This window comes from Acuticoccus sediminis, from assembly GCF_003258595.1.
Lineage (GTDB): Bacteria > Pseudomonadota > Alphaproteobacteria > Rhizobiales > Amorphaceae > Acuticoccus > Acuticoccus sediminis.
Map to the genome: position 1 here is coordinate 293,751 of NZ_QHHQ01000002.1, position 20,559 is coordinate 314,309.

A 20,559-nucleotide genomic window follows, 5' to 3' on the forward strand; every position below is an offset into this window, starting at 1 on the left:
CCGGACGGCGGCCGACCAGGCGGGCTGCAACCGGAGGCGGTTCCGCGAAGCCCGCCTTCTACACCGCCGGACCCCAGACATGAAGTCCGGACGGGAGACCGGCGGACACCGGTCCCACCCGGCTTCACGGCCGCCCTACCCGGCCGTGACACCGAAGATCGTGCCGACGGCCGCCGTCGCCGCCATGGCAAGGGCGCCCCAGAAGGTCACGCGGACCGCTCCGCGCACGAGGCCGGCCCCTCCGGCCGACGCGCCGAGCGCGCCCAGCACCGCGAGCGCGACCAGCGTCGCCGCCGCGACGACCGCCCCGGTCCGCGCCGCCGGCGCCAGCAACGCCACGATGAGCGGGACGACGGCGCCGACTGCAAACGTCAGCGCCGACACGAACGCGGCCTGCACGGGGTGCGTCGCGACCGTCTCGGAAATTCCCAGCTCGTCGCGCGCGTGGGTGGCGAGCGCGTCCCGCTCGGTGAGCTGGGCGGCGACCTTTTCGGCAAGGCCCCGGTCTAGGCCGCGCGCCACGTAGATCTGGGTGAGCTCCTCGAGCTCCGCCTCGGGTAGCTCGGCGAGTTCCTGCCGCTCCCGGGCGAGGTCCGCCCGCTCGGCGTCCGCCTGCGAGCTGACGGAGACGTATTCGCCCGCCGCCATCGACATCGCGCCGGCCACCAGACCGGCGAGCCCCGCGACCAGGACCTCCGTCCGCCCGGTCCCCGCGGCAGCGACGCCGACGACGAGGCTCGACGTCGACACGATGCCGTCGTTGGCGCCGAGCACGGCCGCCCGCAGCCAGCCGATGCGGTGGATCATGTGCCCTTCGGTGTGCGACAGCCGCCTCATGTCTTCGATCCTGAAACGTTGGAGGGTGCGGCCCCCGCCGTCCCGGTGGCCGGTCCGGCGATCTCCGGCGGAGTGATGCGCAGGGCGCGCAGGGCGTTGAGGATGACGGCGACGTCGATCGCCTCCTGCAGCAGCGCGCCCTCCACGGGCGTGAGGTATCCGAACGCGGCGGCGATCATCCCGAGTACCGAGAGGCCGATCCCGGCGACGACGCTCTCCATGGCGATCCGCCGCGAGCGGCGGGCGATGCAGATCCCGGCGCCGAGGCGGTCGATCCGGTCCACCAAGAGCACCACGTCCGCCGCTTCCGCCGAGGCGGCGGCGCCGCGTGCGCCCATCGCGACGCCGACGTCGGCGGCAGCCAGCGCCGGTGCGTCGTTGACGCCGTCGCCCACCATCATGACCGGGCCGTTCTTGTGCTCGGTGAGGACAAGCAGGACCTTCTGGTCCGGCGACAGGCCGGCGCGCAACCCGTCGAGGCCGAGCCCCTCGGTGACGCGCTCGGCGACGTCGGCGCGGTCGCCGGTCGCCATCAGGATGCGTTCGACACCCTCGCGCCGGAGCGCCTGGAGCATCGCCTTCGCCTCTCCTCGCAGGGGATCGGCCATCACGAGGTGACCCGCGAACCGGCCGTCGACCGCCACGGCGACAAGGACGGACCCGGCGGCGAGCGCGTCCGCCTCCGACCCGCACCCGACGCGGCCCGCGACGAAATCGTCGCCGCCGACGATCACGTTGCGGCCCTCGATGCGGCCGATCACGCCTTCGCCCGGCACCTCGACGATGTCCGAGGGGACCGGCAGCGGCAGCCCGCGGGCCTTCGCGGCCGCGACGATCGCCTGCGCCACCGGGTGCTTCGACGCCTGGTCGAGCGATGCCGCCAGGTGGAGGATGTCCGCCTCCTCCATGCCGTCACGGCTCTCGATCTCGACGATCTGCGGGCGGCCGTCGGTCAGAGTGCCCGTCTTGTCGAGGATCAGCGTGCGGATCCGCGCCATGCCCTCGAGCGGTCGCGCCCCCTTGATGAGCACGCCGAACTGGGCCGCCCGCGAGAGCCCGGCGACGAGGGCGACAGGCACGGCGAGGATCAGCGGGCACGGGGTCGCCACCACGAGGACGGCGACCGCGCGGATGGGGTCCCCGGTGAACCACGCAGCGGCGAGCGCGAGCGTCACGGTGACGGCGAGAAAGCCGAGCGACCAGCGGTCCGCGAGGCGCGACATCGGCGCCTTGGACCGCTGCGCCTCCTCCACGAGGCGGACGATCCCGGCGTAGGTACTTTCCGCCGCGCGGCGGGTCGCGGTCAGGTCGAACGCCTCGCCCGCGTTGGTCGAGCCGCTCATCGCCTCGGCCCCTTCGCCGAGGCGCACGGGCAGCGACTCGCCGGTCAGCGCCGAGGTGTCGAGAAAGGCGGTCGGGGAGGCGATCGTGCCGTCGACGGGCACGATGTCCCCCTGCCGGATGAGAAGCCGGTCGCCCGGAACGATCGCGTCGAGCGGAACCTCCTCGAGCGTGCCGTCGAGGTGCCGCGTCGCCGTGTGCGGCACGCGGGACAGGAGGTCCCGCATCTCCCGCCGCGCGCGGCCCTCCGCGAAGCTCTCGAGGAAGGTGCCGCCGGAGTACATCAGCGCGACGACGGCGGCGGCCAGCGTCTCCCCGAAGGTCAGAGCGGCCGACATCGACAGCGCGGCGACGATGTCGAGGCCGACCTCCCCCCGGCGGAGGCTGCGCAGGATCTCCACCAGGAGCGCCAGGAGGACCGGCGCGACGCCGATGAACCAGACGACGCCGGCCGCGTCCGCCCACCCGGCGAGGCGCAGCACCAGTCCGATCGACAGCCCCGCCAGCGCCATCCCGAGGAGGGCGGTCTTCACGCGGTCGCTCTGCTCGTAGTCCACGCCGCTCAGCTTCCCCTGGCCCCGGCGTGCGCCGCGGCTCCGTCGGCGACCTGTCCTCCGGAGTCGCGGCCCGGGGGCCGGCCTATCGCCGCCCGGCCCCATCAGTACGCCCAGTCTGGAAAAAGTCTAATGCCAAACTGATGGGACAGGTCGCCGCCTCCCATCCGCGGCCACGACCGCGCCGGCGGGCTCGGCCGATGTCCCGGACCTTAGTCGCTGCGAGATTGCGATAGATCAAAGCACCGGGTCGCAGGCTCGACAGTATGATGCTGGTAGAAGAGCCGTGCGGGCCTGCGTTTCGGCCCACGTGGACGCAACAAGGCGCACAATAGTGTCCCGCGTGTGCTAATGTTCGAGAGACCGAATTTCAATTCAGGGCCGGACCGAGGCTGCGAGACCTCATCCATTTGAAGGACCGGTCTGATTTTGGAAGGCATCGAGATGTCGCAACGCCTCACACGTCTTGCCCTCGCTCTGACCGGAACGGTCCTGTCCGGCCCCCTGGCCGCGCAGGTCACCACCGACGCCGGGACGATCAACCCGGCCCAGATCGAGCGATTTTTCAACCAGCCGGGATATTCCCCCTACGCCGGACGCAGCTTTCCGTCGCGGCCGCTCTGGGGCGAACAGCACCTCCACACCTCCTGGTCGCCGGACGCGTTCGCCGCCGGCACGCGGGTGGGTCCGGACGAGGCGCTTCGTTACGCCAAGGGCGAGCAGATCGTCTCCTCGACCGGGCAGCCGGTCAGACTCTCGCGCCCCTACGACTGGATGGTCGTCGCCGATCACTCCGACTCGCTCGGCGTGATCACGAACGTCTACGACGGCGAACCGGCGCTCCTCGCCGATCCGGTCCTGAAGCGCTGGCACGACGGCATGAAGGAAGGCGGCGCGGCGGCCAGCGCCGTGGTGATCGAGATGATCACCCTGCAGGGACAGGGCAAGTTGCCCAAGGCCGTGACCGACAAGGACACGCAGTTCGACATGTGGCGCAAGATGACCGAGATCGTCGAGGGCCATGACGAACCCGGGCGCTTCTCCGCCATCATCGGCTACGAGTGGACGTCCAACTACGGCGGCGGCAACAACCTGCACCGCAACGTCATCTACCGGGACGGCAAGGCCATCGCCGACCGGGTGCGCCCCCTCACGACCTTCGACACCGAGATCCCGAACAAGCTTTGGGACTGGATGGCCAACTTCGAGGAGACCACCGGCGGGCGCGTCCTCGCCGTGCCGCACAACGGCAATCTCTCCAACGGCCTGATGTTCGCGACCGAGACCCCGGACGGCAAGCCGATCGACGCCGAGTGGGCAGCGATGCGAGCCCGCTTCGAGCCGCTCTACGAGGTGACGCAGAGCAAGGGGACCTCGGAGCAGCACCCCTCGCTGGCACCGTCGGACGAGTTCGCGAACTTCGAGATCTGGGACAAGGGCAACCTCAACGTGGTGCCCAAGACGCCCGGCATGATCCAGTACGAGTACGCACGCGAGGCGCTGAAACGCGGCCTCAAGCTGGAGGGCGAGCTCGGCACCAACCCCTTCAAGTTCGGCCTCCTCGGCTCGACCGACGACCACACCGGCATCTCCTCGGCCGAGGAGAACAACTTCTTCGGCAAGTTCCCGGCGAGCGAGCCGGGGCCCGAGCGCTCCACCGCCAACGCGTTCGACTTCGAGGGCCGCACCATCAAGGACTGGCAGCTCGGCGCCTCGGGCCTCACCGCGGTCTGGGCCGCGGAGAACACGCGCGCCTCGATCTGGGACGCGATGAAGCGCAAGGAGGTCTACGGGACGACCGGTCCGCGCATCTTCGTGCGCTTCTTCGGCGGGTGGAACTTCGTGCCGGACGACGCGCTGGGGCGCAATCCCGGACCGGTCGGCTACGGCAAGGGCGTGCCTATGGGGGCGGACCTGCCCCCGGCACCGGACGCCGCGAAGGCGCCGACCTTCCTCGTGGCCGCGCTGAAGGACCCGCTGTCGGGCAATCTCGACCGCATCCAGGTCATCAAGGGCTGGGTCGATGCCGAGGGCGGAATGCAGGAGAAGGTCTACGACGTCGTGTGGTCCGGCGACCGCACTCCGGGCGCCGACGGCAAGGTTCCGCTGGTGGGCGACACAGTCGACGTCGGGCGCGCCACCTGGACCAACACGATCGGCGCGCCGGAACTCATCACGGTCTGGACCGACCCGGACTTCGACCCCGCCCTCAAGGCGTTCTACTACGCCCGCGTGATCGAGATCCCGACGCCGCGCTGGACCGCATACGACGCGGCCTATTTCAAGGACGCATCGTTCGCGCCGGAGGTGCCGATGACCGTGACCGAACGCGCCTACACCTCCCCGATCTGGTATTCGCCTGTGAGTTGAACGATGGCTGACATCGGCATCACAGTGACCCTCGACCGCCCCTTCGACGAGGCGGTCGAGACGGTCGTCGCGGCGCTCGCCCGGGAGGGGTTCGGCGTCATCTCGCGCATCGACCTCGACAAGGCCTTCGCCGAGAAGCTGGGCGAGGCGTTCCGGCGCTACACGATCCTCGGCGCCTGCAATCCGAGGCTGGCGCGCACGGCCGTGACGGCGCGGCCGGAGGTCGGCCTGCTGCTGCCCTGCAACGTCGTCGTCGAGGAGCAGGGCGCGGGCGCGCTGGTCCGGATCGTCGACGCGGGACAGATGATGGCAATGGGCGACCTCGCCACGACGCCGGAGATCGCCGAGCTGGCCAGGGACGCCGGCGCCAGGCTGGGCCGCGTCGCCGACGCCCTTGGCGCCGCCTGACGGTCCTCCTGTCCGGTCCTCCGCCTCCGGCTTCAGGCCGGCGTCCGGGTCCGGGCCTTCAGGTAGGGGAACGAGACCAGGGCGGCGGCGAGGACGTACGCCGTGACGAGGACCGCCGTGCGCGGTCCCGGCACCGTCGAGGCGACGACCATCGCGATCCCGACGTGCCGGGTGGCGCAGGCGATGGCCAGCGCCGTTCGGTCGTTCTCCGCCGGTCCGCCGAGCAGGTGGCCGATCCCGAGCGCGGCGAACGTCAGGGCGACCAGTGCGACGAGCGACGGCCATCCGAGCTCCAGCAGCGTCCGCCCGTGCAACACGAGAAGCAGGAGCGCGAAGAGCGCGAGCGCGATCGACGCGATCGTCAGGAAGCGGTCGCCGAGACGGGCACCCGTCTCCGGAAAGCGCCACCGCACCAGCATGCCGACGATCAGCGGTCCGACGAACGAGCCGGCGATGACCCCCGCCACGTTCAGCGCCGTCAGCTCGACGCTGAGCCCGTAGACCGGCTTCAGCACGTCGAGCCACAGGGGCACGGCGACGACCGCGACGATCGACGACGTCGCGACAAGGCTCAGCATGTAGGAGTCGTGCCCCACCTTCATGAGCTTGCGCGGCAGCAGCGGCGCGCCGGCGGAGACCGCCAGCACCAGGATCGCGACCTCCACGGCCCGCGGCAGCGGCAGCGCCTTCAGCACGAAGAAGGCCGTCACCGGGATCGCGACGTACATCGCGAACAGCGCCCGCAGGAGCTGCCATGGCCTGCGCCAGAGGTAGGTGAGGTCGGCCCAGGTCGAGCTCAGCCCGATCGCCAGGATGAGCGCCGCGACGGACAGCTTGAGCCCGACCAGCAGCATCGCCGTCATGTCGCCCTCCCCATTATCGAACCGCCGGCATCACGATGCCTGCGGAGCCTTCCCGCGCCTAGAGCGAATCCCGCGCAGGACGTCACACTGGCGGGAAACCTATGCCCGCTCCGACGTGCGACAGCAGCGGCGCGGCGCCGTCACCCCACGACGATGGTCGTCCCGCCGCCCCCGTTCAGCAGGCGCTTCAGGTGGAAGCTGGCGAGCGGGTCGTCGGGATGGCTGCCGAAGACGACCGCGAACGCCGCCACCGCGTCGGGGTCGCCGCGTTCCAGCCTGTCGAAGGCGGCGCGGTAGTCGTCGCCGTCGTCCCGGCTCGACAGTTCGAAGACGCGCATCGGCCCGCGGCATCCCCTCAACTGCAGGTCCCCCACCGGGCGGCCGTGAAAGTCCGGCGCGGCGCTCGCCGTCGCGGCGGTGACGAGCACGCGGGTGCCGAACGCCTTGTTGGCGGCCTCGAGCCGGGCGGCGATGTTGATCGTCTCGCCGTACGCCGTGTAGTCGAAGAACCGGCCGCCGCCGAATGAGCCGACGAGCGCCGGGCCCGAGTGGACGCCGATCCGGGTTGGCCCCAGCGCGACGCCCCGCTCCTGCCAGACCGTGCAGAACTCCTGCGCCAGCGTATCGAGGTCGCGGGCGCAGGCGATGGCACGGGCGGCGTGGTCGCCCTGGTCGGCGGGCGCGCCGAACAGGATGTGCAGCGCGTCGCCGACGATCTTCGCCACCGTGCCCTGATGGTCGAAGACGCACGCCGTCATGCCCGAGACGTAGGCATTGAGGAGCTGCGCGAGCACCGCCGGCTCGACCACCTCCACCAGCGGCGTGAACCCGGTGATGTCGGTGAAGACGGCGGTGATCTCCCGCCGCTCGCCGGCGTCGAGCGTGTCGGCCGCTGCGGCAAGCCGCTCGGCGATGTTGGGCGAGAAGTAGCGTGACAGCGCCGCGCTCGCCTGCTCGGCGCTCCGCTGCCGCTCCTCGGCCTCGCGGAACAGGCGCGTGTGCCGCATCGTCTTCTCGATGGTCCGCTCGAGATCGCTGAAGTCCAGCGGCTTCGTCAGGAAGTCGAACGCGCCGCGGTTCATCGCGGTCCTGATGTTGGCCATGTCGCCGTAGGCCGAGACGATGACCGTGAACACCCGCTGGTCCAGCGCGGCGAGGCGCTCCAGCAAGGTCAGCCCGTCCATCCGCGGCATGTTGATGTCCGACAGGACGAGGTCGACGTGCGGGTTGGCCGCGAGCACCTCCAGCGCCTCCACGCCGTCCCGCGCGAACAGGAAGGCGAACGTCTCGTCCCGCACGGACCGGCGGAAACGCTGGAGGATCAGCGCCTCGAAGTCGGGCTCGTCGTCCACGACGAGGATGGTCGTCGTCACCTCAGGACCTCGAGGCTCTTGTCGATCTCCTGCGCGACGAGGGCGAAGTCGATGGGTTTGACAAGGAAGCCGGCGGCACCCTTGTCGAACGCGTCGTGCTCGGTCGCGGCGTCGCCGTAGGCCGTGACGATGATGACCGGGACGTCCGGCCGCGCGGCGCGGGCCCGCGGCAACAGCTCCAGCCCGCTCATCCCCGGCATGTTCACGTCGGTGAAGATGAGGACGAGGGTGACCTCGGTGGCGTCCTCGATCACCGCAAGGGCCTCCTCGCCGGAGCGGGCGAAGGCGAGGTCGAAGCGGCCGGCCCGCACGTCCCGGCGGAAACGCTGCCGGAACAGCGGCTCGACGTCCACCTCGTCGTCGACGACCAGGACCATCAGGGTCATACAACGCCCTCCTTCGCGCTTCGTGGCAGACGGATGCGGAATTCCGCCCCGTCGTCGCCGGTCACCTCGATGGTCCCGCCGTGCTGCTTCACGACGATGTCGTGGCTGAGCGACAGGCCGAGGCCGGTTCCCTTCCCGGCGGGTTTCGTCGTGAAGAAGGGCTCGAACATCCGCTCGCGCACGTCCGGCGCGATCCCGCCGCCGTTGTCGCGCACGACGATCTCGACCGCCGGGCCGGTGCCGCGCGTGGTGACCGTCAGGGTCGGCCGGTAGTCCGGCTCCGCGGCAGCGGCCCGGTCGCGCACCGCGTCGAAGGCATTCGAGACGAGATTGAGGAGGACGCGCGAGAGCTCCTGCGCGAACCCCTCGACGGTCCCGGCCCCGGGGTCGAGGTCGCGGACGATCTCCACCTGGAAGCCGGGGTCGCTGGCGCGGGCGCCGTGCCAGGCCAGGTTCAGCGTCTCGTCCACCAGGGCGTTGACGGCGACCGGGCCGCGCTCGCCCGTCCCGGTGCGCGAGTGCAGCAGCATGTTGCGCACGATCGAGTCGGCCCGCGTGCCATGGGCGGCGATCTTGTCGAGGTTGGCCCGGATGAGGTCGGTCAGCTCGGCGACGTCGGCGAGGGCGCCGTCGTCGAGGCCGGCCTCCGCGAGACGCTCCATCAGCTCGGCGAAGAGGTCGGCGGAGAGCACCGAGAAGTTATTGATGAAGTTGAGCGGGTTCTTGATCTCGTGGGCGATGCCGGCGGTGAGCTGACCGAGCGAGGCGAGCTTTTCGGTCTGCACGAGGCGGTCCTGCGCCGCCCGCAGCTCGTCGAGGGAGCGCGACAATGCCTCGGTCCGCTCGCTGAGGGCGGCGAACAGGCGCCCGTTCGCCATGGCGATCACCGCGTGGTCGGCAAAGCTCTCGACGATCGCCACCTCGCGGGCGGTGAACGGCTCGGGGGCGAAGCGCAGCAGCACGATGACCCCGACGACGCGCTTGCCGTCGACGAGCGGGACCGCGAAGCCGGTGCGCATCGCGTTCGGGCCGATCGTCCGGACGAAGGGGTAGGACGGGTCCGCCGCGAGGTCGGCGACGTGGACGGTCGCCCCCCGCAGGATCGCGCGACCCGCGAGGGAGGCGTCGCCGATCGGGATCAGGTCGTGTTCCGCGACGCCGGTGCGCTCCAGGCTGGCGGCCACGAGGCGCAGCCCGTCCCCGTCGACCACGCGGATCGCGGCGACGTCGGCGCGGCAGAGCGTGCAGGCCGTCTCGACGATCGCATCGAGGGCGGGCTGCACCTCATCCGGCGAGCGGCCGATCACGTCGAGCACGTCGGCGGACGCCTTCTGGAAGCGTAGCGCCTCGTCGAGGTCGTGGGTGCGGGCGCGGACCTTGCCCTCCAGCGTCTCCTGCGCCTCCTGAATGCTGCTCGCCATGGTGTTGAACCGTTCGGCGAGCGTCGCGAACTCGTCGCTCGTCCCGACGTCGATGCGCTCGGAGAGGTCGCCGGCGCCGAGCCGTTCGGCGCCCGCCTCCAGCCGGCGCAGCGGCACCGTCAGGCGCCGGGCGAGAACCGTCCCCAGCACCACCGCCGCGAGGAGGCCCACGAGGAGGAGCAACCCGGCACGGGTCAGCATCACGTAGACCGACCTCAGCGCCGTCGCGGCGGGCGATTCCACGAACACCGCCCAGCCGAGGCGCGGGATCAGCGCCGCGGCTGTCAGCACCTCGCGGCCCGCGAGGTCCCGCCCGAGCATCGACGTCGCGCCGTCCGCGAACACGGCCCTGACCTGCGGCAGCGTGCTCATGTCCGTGTCGCGCAGGACGAGGCTCATGTCCGGGTGGCTGACGAGGCGCCCGGCTGGCCCCACGACGTAGGCGTAGCCCCCGCCGCCGACGTCGATCTCGGTGACCACGTCCGCGATCAGCTTGAGATTGACCTCGGCGATGGTGACGCCGGGGTTCCGCCCCGCATGGCGCACCGCGATCGCCATGTAGGGCTCGGACCCGTGCCGGAAGGTCACCGGGCCGAACCACTCGCCGCTCGCCTCCGCCCCCATCACCCGAGGGTCGGCGGAGAGGTCCGGGCCGGGGCCGACCTCGTCCGGCTCGAGACGGGAGACCTTGAGCTGCTGGATCCCGGCGCCGTCGACGTAGTGCAGCTCGGTGATGGCGGGAACCTGGCGCAGCAGGCGGATGAAGTCGTAGCGCTGCTGCTCGGACGGGATGCTGCGCCACTCGGCGCGCGTGGTCCAGCCGATCTGGTTGACGATCTCCGAGATGAAGCCGTTGATGCGCGCGGTCGCCGCCTCCGCCTTCTCCTCCTGCAGCTCCAGCGTGTTGCGGCGGGCTTCGGAATAGGCGAGCCAGGTGGCGACCGCCGCGTTGACGACGAGGAGCGTCGCCACCAGCCCGACGGTGGCCGCCGCGAGCTTGGCCGCGAGCGGGATGTGGCGCCGCTTCGCCCTCGCCGGCTCGGCTGCGCCGGCCCCGGCCCGCTCGATGGTCGCGACGGTCACCTCCCGGGCCTCACGCATCGGCCCGGGCGGACGGTGGAGGTCGCTGGCGCAGCGTCGCGACGGGCGGCGGGGGCACGGTCATTCCAGCACACTGTCGGCGCGCGCGATCAGCGAGGGTGGGAAGACGATCCCGAGCCGGTCCGCCGTGGCGAGATTGAGGTAGAGCCTGAACCGCGTCGGCAGCTCGATCGGGATCTCGCCGGCCGGCGTGCCGTCGAGGATGCGCACCACGAACGACGCGATGTGCGTCATCGCCGCGTCGACGTCCTCGCTATAGGCCATCAGCGCGCCGGCCTCGACGAAGATCGGGTGCTCCGACACCAGCGGGAGGCCGAGCCGCGCCGCCGCCTCGCAGATGTGGAGCCGATTGGTGTGAGTGAGGAAGTCGCGGATGACGAGCACCACGTCGCCGCCGCTAGCCTTGAAGCCGCCGAGCAGCCCGTCGACCTCCGCCGGCGAGCCGCTCTCGAGGGGAAGCCGCATCGTCGCGAGGCCCGCCGCGCGGGCGGCCTCCTCGCTCTTTTCCCCCCAGTCGCTGTAGACCGGGTCGGTCACGTTGTGCATGACGCCGAGCAGCCGGAGGTCGGGCAGAGCCTCGCGGATCACCTCGATCCGCTTGGCGGCGAGGTCCTCGCCGAAGCTCGACAGGCCCGACACCGTCCCGCCGGGCCGGCCGAGGCTCTCGAACAGGAAGGGATCGGCGAGCGGCAGCCCGCCGGACACCACCGGGACGCCCGTCATCGACTTGACGAGACGCGCGGCCGCGGGCCCGGGCACGACGAACACGTCGGCTCCGAGGGCGACCAGCTCGGCGATCTGACGTCCGGCGAGGGTCATGTCGCCGGACGCATGGCGGTGCTCCAGCACGATCGTCTCGCCCTCGACGACGCCGTTGGCGGCGAGGCCCGAGCGGAATCGCTCCAGAAAGGCGCTGTCCGCTTCCTCGCTCGCGAGGCCCAGCATGGCGACGACCGGCCTGTCCTTCGCGGCCGCACGGGGCGCCGCGGCGAGCAGCGCGAGGAGAGCGAGGACGTCACGCCGGCTCGGCCGGCCCCGCGCGGCAGCGCCGCCGGGATGGCAGTGTCCGGCGGCGGTCATTCGATCACCTCGTCCGCCTGTCCGACCACCACCGGCGAGAGCTCGAGGCCGAGCGATTTCGCGACCGGGAGGCTCACGACGAGCTCCACCGCGGTCGGGCGTACGACCGGCAGGTCGCCGGGCCTCTCCCCGCCGAGGATCCGCCCGGCGTAGATACCGGCCTGCCGGTACGCCTCGGTAAAGCTTGCTCCGTAGCTCGCGAGGCCGCCCGCCTCCACGAAGCTGCGCTGATCGTAGATCGCCGGCAGGCGCGCCGCGGCGGCGAGAGTGACGAGGCGTCTGGACTGGCTGGTGAAGAACGGGCTGCCGGAGACGAGGAGCGCCGCCGCCCCGGATTGCGCGACGGCCTCGAACGCGGCGTCGAAGTCGTCGCCGTCAGGACGCACCACCACGAGCTCGATCCCGAGGGAGGCCGCCACCGGCTCCAGTGCGGGAAGCTCGGCCTCGGCCGGTGGGTAACGCTCGTCGATCATCACCGCGACCCGCCGGGCGCCGGGAGCGATCCCGTGCAAAAGGTCGAGGCGCTTGCCGCCGAGCTGGCTGCCGCCGAAGAACGTCACACCGGTCGTCATCCCGCCCGGCCGCGCGAAGTCCGGCGCGAGGCCGGTTCGGACCGGATCGTCGGCCGCGACGAAGACCAGAGGCACCGTCCCCGTCGCCGCGCGGGCGGCCTCGATCGCGAGACTGTTGCCGACGATCACGCCGGCCCCGGACGCGGCCAGCTCGGCGGCGAGCGCCGGGAGCCGCCCGACATCGCCATCGGCCCAGCGGTACTCAATCCGGACGGATTTGCCGTCGACATAGCCCCGGCTGGCGAGGCCCTCGACGAAGGCGGCCACGATGTTCGCGAAGGGGGCGGACGGCGTCGAGCGGAGAAAGCCGGCAACAGGAAGGCTCGCGGCCGGCTCTCCGGCGAATGCCGGCGGCATGGCCAGAAGGCCGAGGGCGAGGAGGACGCCGATGCGCCGCATGGTGGCCCTGCGCTGTTGTGCTCCCTAAGGTTGATCGGATCCTCAAGAAAGGCAAGCGTTCAGCGATTGGCGCCCGCATGCGTCGCGGCGCCTCGACCCTGTTCCCGGCCGCCCGCGAAGGGCAATGTCCGACACCGGTGCGACGGGCCGGCCACCGGTCGCGAACCCGCCCATCGCGGTCGCGGCAACGGACCGGAAAAAATTTCGGCGGCGATGTCGGATTGCGGCACCGCCGTTCGTCCTGGGACGGTACGGCTACAAAAGGAGACGAGCCATGCGAGTGATGGTGCTGGTAAAGGCGGACGAGAACAGCGAAGCGGGCGTGATGCCGCCGCCGGGGCTGCTCGAAGCGATGATGAACTACAACGAGGAGCTGACGAAGGCGGGCATCCTCGTCGCGGGCGAGGGGCTGAAGCCGACGTCCCAGGGCGTGCGCATCCACTTCGCCGGTGACGACAGGACCGTCGTCGACGGGCCGTTCGCCGAGACCAAGGAGTTGGTCGCCGGCTTCTGGATCTGGGAGGTGGAGTCGATGGAAGAGGCCGTCGCGTGGGCGAAGCGCTGTCCCAACCCGCAACTCACGGATTCCGACCTCGAGATCCGCCCGTTCTACACGATGGCGGACTTCGCCGAGCTGTCGACGCCCGAGATCGACGAGCAGGCCAGGCGGGTCGGCGCGGCGGCGGAAGCGAAGCACGGCAAGTTCATGTAGGCGCCCGGCGGCGGTGGCGGCGAGGTCATGACCCAGGACCTGAACTGGATCGAGGCCGCCGTCGCGGTGGCGCGTCCTCGCGTGGTCGCCGCGCTGCTGCGGCGCTTCGGCAGCGTCGAGCTGGCGGAGGAGGCCTTCCAGGACGCCTGCCTGAAGGCGCTCGCGCGCTGGCCGGAGCAGGGGCCGCCGCGCGACCCGACGGCGTGGCTTCTCGCCGTCGGCCGCAACGCCTGCATCGACGGCGTGCGGCGGGCCGCCCGCGAGACCAGCCTGCCGGAGGAGATCGCCCCGACGGAGGAGGACGAGGAGCAGGCGCGGGTCGATGCCATGGACGACGCCGTCTACGGCGACGACATCCTGCGTCTCCTCTTCATATGCTGCCACCGCGACCTGCCGCGCACGCAGCAGGTCGCGCTGGCGCTGCGCGTCGTGTCCGGGCTCACCGTCAACGAGATCGCGCGGGCCTTCCTCGTCAGCGAATCGGCGATGGAGCAGCGGATCACCCGGGCGAAGCGCACGATCGGCCAGGCGGACGTGCGCTTCGAGACCCCCTCGCCCCTCGTTCGCGCCGAACGGCTGACGGCTGTCTCGGCGATGATCTACCTCATCTTCAACGAGGGTTACGCCGCCTCGGCGCGTGAGGCGAAGCGCAAGCACTGCCTGTGCGCCGAGGCGATCCGGCTCGGCCGGCTGCTGCTGGCGCTGTTCCCGGACGAGGCGGAAGTGACCGGTCTCGTCGCCCTGATGCTGCTCCAGCATTCCCGCACGGCCGCACGGTTCGACGGCAACGGCGGTGTCGTCCTGCTCGAGGACCAGGACCGCAGGCTGTGGGATGCCGCGGCCATCGCCGAGGGCACCGCGCTCACCGACCGCGCCTTCCGCATGCGACGGCCGGGCCCCTATCAGCTGCAGGCGGCCATCGCGGCGCTCCACGGACGCGCGACGACGTTCGCGCAGACCGACTGGGGCCAGATCGAGCAGCTCTACGCCTTCCTCGCCGAGATGCAGCCGACACCTGTGGTGGCGCTGAACCACGCGGTCGCCGTCTCGCGGGTGCGCGGGCCGCAGGAGGCACTCGCCCGGATCGAGCCGCTGGCGGAGGCGCTGGCGAACTACTTCTATTACCACGCCGTGCGCGGCCACCTGCTCGAACGCCTCGGCCGGGACGCGGACGCACGCGATGCCTATCGGCGGAGCCTCGGCCTCGCCACGAGCGCCGCCGAGGCCACCCAGATCCGCACCTACATCGACAGGCTCGACATCAAGCCCTGATCTCCGGCGGGAGGCGCGCCGCGGGACCCCGCCGGTGCGGCCTGCCGAACGGGACGCCGAGATGCCCGGCCCGAACCGGCGGTCGTCCCGACGCCAACCCCGTCGGCGCTCGCGACACGGTTGCCGACATTGAACGGCGGACCTGGGGAAGAGGTCATCGACGCACTCGGAACTCCGCCTTCCGATCGCGTAGGACGCTTGACCTCGTAGGTCACTTGACCTAATAATTTGGACAACTGACCTAGACGGTTTCGGCGAACCGGAGGGGAGCGCATATGCCGGCGCAGGACACACGCGAGCAGATCGTCGAAGCCGCCGACCGGCTGTTCTACGAGCAGGGGTTCGACACCACCTCGTTCGCCGACATCGCGTCCGTCGTCGGCCTGTCGCGCGGCAATTTCTACTATCATTTCAAGACGAAGGACGAGATCCTCGACGCCGTGATCGACCGGCGCCTCGCGGTCACCCGTGCCATGCTCAACGCCTGGCAGGCTGGCGCGGAGACGCCGAAGGCCCGCATCATGAGCTTCGTCCGCATCCTCATTGCCAACCGCGCGAAGATCATGAGCCATGGCTGTCCGGTCGGGACGCTGAGCAGCGAACTCGCCAAGCTCGACCACGCGTCGCGCGACAAGGCGGCGGCGGTCTTCACCCTCTTCCGCGACTTCCTGCGCCGCCAGTTCGCCGAGCTCGGCGAGCCGGACGCGGACGGCCTCGCCCTCCACGTCCTGATGCGCAGCCAGGGCGTCGCGGCCCTCGCCACGGCCTTCCGCGACGAGGCCTTCGTCGACCGCGAGGTCGCCGGCATGGAGCGCTGGCTCGACACCCGATGCCCCGACACACCGAGGAACTGAAGGTTACTTCGATGTACCTGATCACCCTGAAGTTCGCCGCGAACAAGGCGAGCGCTCCCGACCACCTGGACGCCCACAAGGCCTGGATCGCCCGCGGGTTCGAGGACGGAATCTTCCTCATGACCGGCACGATCGAGCCGCAGGCCGGCGGTGTGGTCCTCGCCCACAATGTCGACCGCGCCGCGCTCGAGGCGCGGGTCGGGGAGGATCCGTTCGTGGCCGAGGGGATCGTGAGCGCCGAGATCATCGGCGTCGCCCCGGGACGCACGGACGACCGCCTCGCTTTCCTGAAGGCCTGACCGGTGGCCGACCCGTTCATCGGACCGGACGGGGCCCCGCGCTGCCGCTGGAGCGGCGCCGCGCCGGAGTTCCTCGCCTACCACGACACCGAGTGGGGCTTCCCCGTCGGCGAGGACCGGCGCCTCTTCGAGAAGCTGTGCCTGGAGAGCTTCCAGTCGGGCCTGAGCTGGCGGACCATCCTCGCCAAGCGCGAGAACTTCCGCGCCGCGTTCGACGGCTTCGATGCCGAGCGGATCGCCGGATACGGCGAGGAAGACATCGCGCGGCTTCTCGCCGACGAGGGCATCGTGCGCCATCGCGGCAAGATCGCGGCGGTGATCAACAACGCGCGCCGCTGCCGCGAGCTGGTCGCCGCCGAGGGGAGCTTCGCCGCCTACGTCTGGCGGTTCGAGCCGCGCGCGGAGGACCTCGCAGAACCGCAGACCGCCTCGGTGTCCGCCGCATCCATCGCCATGGCCAAGGACCTCAAGAGGCGTGGCTGGGCATTCGTCGGCCCGACCACCGTCTACGCCTTCATGCAGGCGATGGGCCTCGTCGACGACCACACCGCCGACTGCTCGGCGCGCGCCGCGGTCGAGGCGGCGAGAGCGGCGTTCGTGCGCCCCGCCTGACCGGGCGCGGCGACCGGCGACGGCCGGCCGTGTCCCCTCGCGGCGAAGCCCGGGGATGCCTCGGCGGTCCCCTTGACCGGTCAGAGGAAGGCGCCGAAGACGGTGCGGTGTGTTCCGAGTGCGAAGGTCCGTCCCCACCGCGCCAACGGCGCCGCGCCTCCGACGGCGGTCCGCCCGGGGCGGTCGCGCGCTTGCGTGGCCGCGCCAGCCGGGACCGGACATGCCGGACCGCCGGGTCTTCCGGGGACGCGTGCACCGGGCGCCCGGGCGGCGTGTGGAGAGGGTCCGTCGCGCCATGCTGCTGACGCACGACGCAATCGCCTCCCTCGCCCCCGACCAGAAGGCGCTGACGGCGGCGCGCGGGCAAATGAAGCCCGCCAAATGGCCCGTCCGCGAGAGGGCCGATGACCGCGCGCTGGTGTGGGGCGAGTGCCAGGGTTCCGGCGCCAACCCGTACCGTACGGTCGTCGATGCGGCGACGCTCGGCTACAAGTGCACCTGCCCCTCGCGCAAGTTCCCCTGCAAGCACGTTCTGGCGCTGATGTGGATGTTCGTCGACGATCCGGCGCTCTTCCAGCCGGCCGTCACGCCGGAGTGGGTGGCCGAATGGCTCGGCCGCCGCCGCAGGGCCGGACCGGCTGCCGTCACATCCGGCGGCGGCAAGAGCCTCGCTGCCGCCTCTCTGGAGCCGGACGCGGCGGCCGCCGACCCGAAGGCCGAGGCGCGCCGCATCGCGGCGGCGGAGAAGCGCGCCGGCGAGACCCGCGCCGCCCTCTTCCAAGCGATCGATGACGTCGAGGGCTGGATCGCCGATCAGCTCCGCACCGGCCTCGGCGCCTTCATCGAGGACGCGCCGGACCGCTGCCGCGCCATCGCCGCGCGGATGGTCGACGGCAAGGCCGCCGCGCTCGCCGGCCGCATCGACGAGATTCCCGCCCGCCTCCTCCTCCGACCGGTCGAGGAGCGGCTCGACGCGGCGGTCGCCGAGCTCGGCAAGGTCGTCATCCTCGCCCACGCCTTCCGCGCCGCACCCGAGGACCCGGAGCTGCGCCGGCTCGTCTCCACGGCCGAGACGCGCGAGTCGGTGCTGGAGGCGGCCGGGACCTTGCGCGTGCGGGCCGCGTGGGAGGTGCTGGGCGAGCGCATCTCCACCCGCCGCGACGGGATGGTGATGCAGGAGAGCTGGCTCCTCAACCTCGGCGAAGGGCCACGCTTCTCCGTGCTCCTCGACTTCTTCCCGGCGTCGGCTGGCCGCCGCGGCTCGGCGTTCTCGAACGGGGACCGGTTCGAGGGTGAGCTCGCGTTCTACCCGGCCCGTGTGCCGCTCAGGGCGCTTATCGCCGACCGCACGCCCCTCGCGGGCGATGCCGACTGGCCGGCCACGCCCGCCGCCCCGGATCCGCTCGCGGCCGTCGCGGCTGCGAACGATGCCGCGCCGTGGCTGACGCGCGTCCCGCTGCTGCTGCCGCCCGGCCGTCTCCTCGCCGGCGGCAAAGCGTTCTGGTGGCAGAGCGCCGACGGAGGCGCCGCCCTGCCGCTCGCCGATCCGCCGCCGCCGGCCGTCCGCGGCATGGCGCTCGCCGCCGCGGCCGGGGTATGGGACGCGGGCCGCCTCACGCTCCTCGCCGCGCAGACGGACTGGGGCCGGATCGCGCTCGATGGATGATCTCGCCGCCGCACTCGACGCCATGAAGGCACGCTGGATGGTGGGCGGCTCGGCCGCCGCCGCCGCGCCCGCCGGCTGGGACGGCGGCGACGGGGACGCGACCCTCCTCGCCATTGCCTGCCAGGCCGAGGCCGTGGCCTTCCGTCCCGCCGCGCCGACCGGGCTCGCCGCGTCGCCGCCGCTGCCGCGCCTGACCCTGCCGACGCTGCCGGACGGCCTGCGCGGCGCGTTCCGCCGGCTGGTCTCGGCGAAGGGGATCAGGTCGCCGGAGCGCGGCGCGATCCTCACTTTGCTGGCGAACCGGGGCTACAGCGTCCATCCGGCTGACCTGATGCCCGCCGAGGGCGACCCTGGCGTCCCCGCGGTCTACGCTCCCTGGCGCGCCTGGAGCGCTGGCACCACCGCACCGGCCGATGCGCTGACCGATGCGACGTGGGACGACGTGCCCCCCGCCGAACGGCGTGCCGCGCTGGCGGCGCTGCGCCGCTCCGACCCGGCCGAAGCGCGGCGGCTCGTCACCGCGCACGCCGGCAAGGAGGCCGCGGACGGGCGTCTCGCCCTCGTCTCGATCCTCGAGACGGGCCTCCGCGCCGAGGACAAGCCGGCCCTCGAGGCCTTCCTTTCCGACCGGTCGGGCAAGGTGCGGACGGTGGCCGAGACGCTGCTCGCCCGGCTCGGCGCCGTATCCGATGGCGAGGCGGCCGGCGAGCTCGCCGCGTTCTACGCGGTGGAGACGCGCGACCGGCGCGTCCTCGTGCGGTCCCGGACACTGAAGACGTCCGCCCAGCGCCAGCGCCGCTGGGGCCTCGCGGAGCGCGTAACGCTCACCGGCTTCGCGAAGGCGCTCGGCCTCGGTGTGGCCGAGCTCGTCGACGCCTTCGTGATCGACGACACGGCGGTCGACTTCATCGCCACTGTCGCGCGCACCGGCGATCACGCGAGCGTCGCCGCGCTCGCCGAACGGGCGCTCGCAGCGACCGCGCCGCGCCTGCTCGCGCCGCTGTTCGACCGTCTCGGCGACGATGCGCGCAGCGCCCTCCTCCCGGCGCTGCTCGCGGCGGGTGGCCTCGACGTCGCGGCAGAGGTCTGCCGCGCGGATTTCGGCTCCGTACCGGCCGGAACGCTGCGGCGGGCGCCGGAGATCGCGCAGCTCATCCAGTCGGCCAAGGATCTCATGGACCCCAAGGCCGCACAGGCCGCGTCCATCCGCCTCGCGACCGGGCTACTTCCTCTCGGCCTTCTCGCCGACCAGGACGCGGCGCGGCGCCTCGTCCTCGCCTTCACCGACGCCAGCCTGTCGCCGTCCGACCCCAGCCTCGCCCTCTTGGCGTTCAACGCCCGACTGCCCCGGAGAGACCCTTGAGCGATATCCTGAGGCGACCCGCCGAGGTCACCACCGCCGACGAGCTCGCGGCCCTGAAGGCATCCGACGACAGGCCGAGGCCCACCGGGTGGATGCTCTCGCCCCAGGCCGTCGTCACCTACCTCATGGGCGGGCGGACGGCGGACGGGACCGAGATCGGCGCGAAGTATGTCGGCGACCGGCGCATCATCGAGACGGCCGTCGCGACGCTCGCGACCGACCGCGCGCTCCTGCTCCTCGGTGTGCCGGGCACCGCGAAGTCCTGGGTCTCCGAGCACCTGGCGGCGGCGATCAGCGGCGATTCCACGCTGCTCATCCAGTGCACCGCCGGCACCGACGAGAACCAGGTGCGCTACGGCTGGAACTACGCCCGGCTCCTCGCCCACGGCCCGAGCCGCGAGGCGCTCGTTCCGACGCCGCTCCTGCGCGCCATGGAGAACGGCAAGCTCTGCCGCCTCGAGGAGCTGACACGCATGGGCAGCGACGTGCAGGACACGCTGATCACCGTCCTGTCGGAGAAGATGCTGCCGATCCCCGAGCTCAACACCTCCGTCTACGCGACGCGCGGCTTCAACGTGATCGCGACGGCGAACGACCGGGACAAGGGCGTCAACGACCTCTCGGCGGCGCTGAAGCGGCGCTTCAACGTGGTGGTCCTGCCGCTCCCGAACGACATGGAGCAGGAGATCGCCATCGTGGCCAGGCGCGTCGCCGAGAGCGCCACCGCTCTGGAGCTGCCCGCGCCGAAGAACGTCGCCGAGGAGGTTGCGCGGGTGCTCTCCATCTTCCGCGAGCTGCGCGGCGGCGAGACCCTCGACGGCAAGACGACGCTGAAGACCCCGAGCAGCACGCTCTCCACCGCCGAGGCGATCGCGGTGATGATCGGGGGCCTCTCCCACGCGGCGTTCTTCAACGACGGCATCCTGTCCGCCGAGGGGCTCGCCCCGAACGTCCTCGGCGCCGTCGTCAAGGATCCAGTGCAGGACCGCGCGGTGCTCGCCGAATACCTCGAGACGGTGCTCCGCCAGCGCCGCGACTACGCCGACTACTACGCGACGCTGACCGAGCTGCTCTAG

At 71.7% G+C, this 20,559-nt stretch carries 18 protein-coding genes; 10 read left to right on the top strand and 8 right to left on the bottom strand.

The window, feature by feature from the left end; translation table 11 throughout:
- Positions 1–135: 135 nt before the first annotated feature.
- Together DLJ53_RS09515 and DLJ53_RS09520 are read right to left on the bottom strand one after the other, a co-directional pair.
- On the bottom strand, positions 136–837 hold the full coding sequence (locus DLJ53_RS09515; protein WP_111344637.1) for a VIT1/CCC1 transporter family protein: 702 nt from the start codon (positions 835–837) through the stop codon (positions 136–138).
- Positions 834–2,690, bottom strand: coding sequence for a heavy metal translocating P-type ATPase (locus DLJ53_RS09520; protein WP_211100595.1), 1,857 nt, complete (start codon positions 2,688–2,690; stop codon positions 834–836). Before DLJ53_RS09520 ends, DLJ53_RS09515 begins: the two co-directional genes overlap by 4 nt.
- Before the next feature lie 486 nt (positions 2,691–3,176).
- Between DLJ53_RS09520 and DLJ53_RS09525 the strand changes: the two genes are divergently transcribed.
- Positions 3,177–5,102: a DUF3604 domain-containing protein gene (locus tag DLJ53_RS09525; protein WP_111346189.1), complete on the top strand. Its 1,926-nt coding sequence runs from the start codon at positions 3,177–3,179 to the stop codon at positions 5,100–5,102.
- Between the two features lie 3 nt (positions 5,103–5,105).
- Entirely contained in the window at positions 5,106–5,510 is a 405-nt protein-coding gene (locus DLJ53_RS09530; protein WP_111344641.1) for a DUF302 domain-containing protein, read from the top strand.
- 32 nt (positions 5,511–5,542) lie between these two features.
- Here DLJ53_RS09530 and DLJ53_RS09535 read toward each other — a convergent pair whose 3' ends face one another.
- The 6 genes from DLJ53_RS09535 to DLJ53_RS09560 form a co-directional block, all read right to left on the bottom strand.
- A complete protein-coding gene (locus DLJ53_RS09535) occupies positions 5,543–6,373 on the bottom strand; it encodes a bile acid:sodium symporter family protein (protein ID WP_111344643.1) in 831 nt (276 codons plus the stop codon).
- A gap of 140 nt (positions 6,374–6,513) precedes the next feature.
- Positions 6,514–7,746, bottom strand: coding sequence for an adenylate/guanylate cyclase domain-containing protein (locus DLJ53_RS09540; RefSeq protein WP_111344645.1), 1,233 nt, complete (start codon positions 7,744–7,746; stop codon positions 6,514–6,516).
- Complete coding sequence (locus tag DLJ53_RS09545; protein WP_111344647.1) at positions 7,743–8,132, bottom strand: response regulator; 390 nt, start codon at positions 8,130–8,132, stop codon at positions 7,743–7,745. Before DLJ53_RS09545 ends, DLJ53_RS09540 begins: the two co-directional genes overlap by 4 nt.
- Complete coding sequence (locus tag DLJ53_RS09550) at positions 8,129–10,636, bottom strand: ATP-binding protein (RefSeq protein ID WP_162409047.1); 2,508 nt, start codon at positions 10,634–10,636, stop codon at positions 8,129–8,131. The genes DLJ53_RS09545 and DLJ53_RS09550 overlap by 4 nt, the downstream gene beginning before the upstream one ends.
- 78 nt (positions 10,637–10,714) lie before the next feature.
- Complete coding sequence (locus DLJ53_RS09555) at positions 10,715–11,734, bottom strand: ABC transporter substrate-binding protein (protein WP_111344650.1); 1,020 nt, start codon at positions 11,732–11,734, stop codon at positions 10,715–10,717.
- Positions 11,731–12,705: an ABC transporter substrate-binding protein gene (locus DLJ53_RS09560; protein ID WP_111344652.1), complete on the bottom strand. Its 975-nt coding sequence runs from the start codon at positions 12,703–12,705 to the stop codon at positions 11,731–11,733. Before DLJ53_RS09560 ends, DLJ53_RS09555 begins: the two co-directional genes overlap by 4 nt.
- A gap of 274 nt (positions 12,706–12,979) precedes the next feature.
- Between DLJ53_RS09560 and DLJ53_RS09565 the strand changes: the two genes are divergently transcribed.
- The 8 genes from DLJ53_RS09565 (at position 12,980) to DLJ53_RS09600 (ending at position 20,559) form a co-directional block, all read left to right on the top strand.
- Positions 12,980–13,417 carry a YciI family protein gene (locus DLJ53_RS09565; protein WP_111344654.1) on the top strand — a complete coding sequence of 146 codons (438 nt, stop codon included), beginning with the start codon at positions 12,980–12,982 and terminating at the stop codon, positions 13,415–13,417.
- 27 nt (positions 13,418–13,444) lie between these two features.
- Positions 13,445–14,689, top strand: coding sequence for an RNA polymerase sigma factor (locus DLJ53_RS09570; protein WP_111344656.1), 1,245 nt, complete (start codon positions 13,445–13,447; stop codon positions 14,687–14,689).
- A gap of 275 nt (positions 14,690–14,964) precedes the next feature.
- Positions 14,965–15,543, top strand: a complete 579-nt coding sequence (locus tag DLJ53_RS09575) for a TetR/AcrR family transcriptional regulator (RefSeq protein WP_111344658.1) — start codon at positions 14,965–14,967, stop codon at positions 15,541–15,543.
- Positions 15,544–15,554: 11 nt separating this feature from the next.
- Positions 15,555–15,842 (top strand): YciI family protein, encoded by a 288-nt coding sequence (locus DLJ53_RS09580; RefSeq protein ID WP_111344660.1) that lies wholly within the window; start codon positions 15,555–15,557, stop codon positions 15,840–15,842.
- Positions 15,843–15,845: 3 nt separating this feature from the next.
- A complete protein-coding gene (locus tag DLJ53_RS09585; RefSeq protein ID WP_111344662.1) occupies positions 15,846–16,454 on the top strand; it encodes a DNA-3-methyladenine glycosylase I in 609 nt (202 codons plus the stop codon).
- Positions 16,455–16,749: 295 nt separating this feature from the next.
- Positions 16,750–18,120 (top strand): SWIM zinc finger family protein, encoded by a 1,371-nt coding sequence (locus DLJ53_RS09590; protein WP_111344664.1) that lies wholly within the window; start codon positions 16,750–16,752, stop codon positions 18,118–18,120.
- On the top strand, positions 18,113–19,483 hold the full coding sequence (locus tag DLJ53_RS09595; protein WP_111344666.1) for a DUF5691 domain-containing protein: 1,371 nt from the start codon (positions 18,113–18,115) through the stop codon (positions 19,481–19,483). Before DLJ53_RS09590 ends, DLJ53_RS09595 begins: the two co-directional genes overlap by 8 nt.
- Positions 19,480–20,559: an ATP-binding protein gene (locus tag DLJ53_RS09600; RefSeq protein ID WP_202913091.1), complete on the top strand. Its 1,080-nt coding sequence runs from the start codon at positions 19,480–19,482 to the stop codon at positions 20,557–20,559. Before DLJ53_RS09595 ends, DLJ53_RS09600 begins: the two co-directional genes overlap by 4 nt.